The 1,855-nt window shown below is 66.5% G+C and carries 1 protein-coding gene; it reads left to right on the forward strand.

Annotated elements, in window-relative coordinates:
- Positions 1 to 184 precede the first annotated feature (184 nt).
- Entirely contained in the window at positions 185 to 1,696 is a 1,512-nt protein-coding gene (locus KZA10_RS13875) for an SCO6880 family protein (RefSeq protein ID WP_218683169.1), read from the forward strand.
- The last annotated feature ends 159 nt before the right edge of the window (positions 1,697 to 1,855 follow it).

Here is a 1,855-nt window from a genome sequence, read left to right on the forward strand (position 1 = left end):
GCCGCCGCATCCTCGCCGTCGACGAGCCCGGGCGGTGCGGCACCTGCCGCTGTGGACAGCGGTGGAGCTGCGCCCTCGAGCGGCGGTAGTTCCTCTGGGTGGAATGCGGCGGGATCCGCGATGAACAGTCTCGGCAGCTCGGCATCGAGCAGCAGTAACGGAATTGACGAACAGGGGTCGAACGATGAGTAGCAATGACACCACGATGGTGGAGCACGGCAACATCGTCATGCCCGCCAAGCTCGGCATCGGCGGGCTGGGTGCGGGTGTGACGTTCGGGTCTATCCCGTTCGCACTCGTCCTCATTGGATGCATCGTGCGCGGCTGGTGGCTTGCTGCCGGCATCATCACGCTCCTCGGTGTGGCCGCGGCGGTAGTGACCGTGGTCACCGTCAAGCAGGGCCGCAACTGGTATCGGCGCAAGGCGAACCGCATGGCGTTCCGCACTGCGGAGCGTCGCGGCGACACACTTCTGGTTGCGGGGCCTGCGGGACGGATCCCGGATGGGAGCTTCCGTCTGCCGGGCCTGCTTACGGCGTCAGAGCTGAGCGAGCACAAAGACAGCTACGGCAACCCGTTCGGGATGATCCGTCTCGCTACAGCGACGACAAAGCACTACACCGTGGTGATCGAGTGCTTCCCCGATGGGGACTCGCTCGTGGATCAGGACAGGATCAACCGGCAGGTCGCCCATTGGGGTGGCTGGCTCGCCCAGCTGGGTGTGGAGGATTCGATCGTCGGCGCATCTGTCACGATCGAGAGCGCGCCGGACTCTGGCCTGCGGCTGCGGCGCATGGTCGCGGAGAACGTGTCTGACCACGGCAGCGACTTCTCCACCGCCGTTGTCGGTGGCCTCGCGGACACGCTGTCGGGCGGTGCTCCTCAGCTGAGCACGCGTCTGGCTCTGACGTTCAATGGCACGGGTCTGGAGTCGAAGAACTCCGATCGTGGCGTGCAGGAGATGGCAGACGAGATCGGCAACCGCCTCCCGGTCCTGTTGGCTTCGCTGGGCATGACGGGAGCTGGCACCGGGGCGCAGGCCTGCACGGCGCAGGACATCGTGGACTTCACCCGCGTGGCGTACGACCCGACGGTGTCGGCCCGCGTCGAGCAGGCCCGCCAGGAGGGCGGGACAGGCCTGACCTGGTCGGAGGCCGGCCCTGCGTTCTCCGAGGCGAAGTACGACCGCTACTACCACGACCGGGGTGTGTCGAAGTCGTGGACGATGTACGAGGGTCCGCGATCAAAGTTCTACGCGACGGCGCTGCGCCGCGCATTCGAGCCGATGAAGGGCGTCCTCCGCAAGCGGGTGACGATCCTGTATCGTCCGATCCCCGCTGGGGATGCGCCGGATGTGATCGAGGCCGAGATCAACAACGCGCAGTTCAACTCGTCGACGAAGCAGCGCGCGACGGCCCGGCAGAAGAACCGCATCCGGTTCGCGAACAAGGCGGCCGAGGAGGAGGCCGCGGGTGCGGGTCTCGTCCGGTTCGGCATGATCATCACCACGACGTGCCGGACGAACGATGAGTTCCCGCGTTTGGAGAAGGTCATTCCGTCGCTGACGAATCAGGCGCGCCTCAAGATCCGTGAGGCGCTGGGGAACGAGGACGTGGCATTCCTCGCGGGGCTGCCGCTGGGTGTGGTTCTGCCCGCGCACATGACGTTGCCCGACCAGATTAGGGACTGGCTGTGATGACGATGACGACGACAAGAGCGCAACGACGACAGACGGAGGCGGGAGAGCTGCGGCTGACCCCGCGTGAGGCAAAGCGCCTGGAGCACAAGGTGCGACCCCCGGCTGTCACGCCGCTGCAGCGCTGGCTGCAGTTCCTCGACCGCACCCGAACGCAGC

This window comes from Microbacterium sp. BF1 (assembly GCF_019279095.1).
GTDB lineage: Bacteria > Actinomycetota > Actinomycetes > Actinomycetales > Microbacteriaceae > Microbacterium > Microbacterium maritypicum.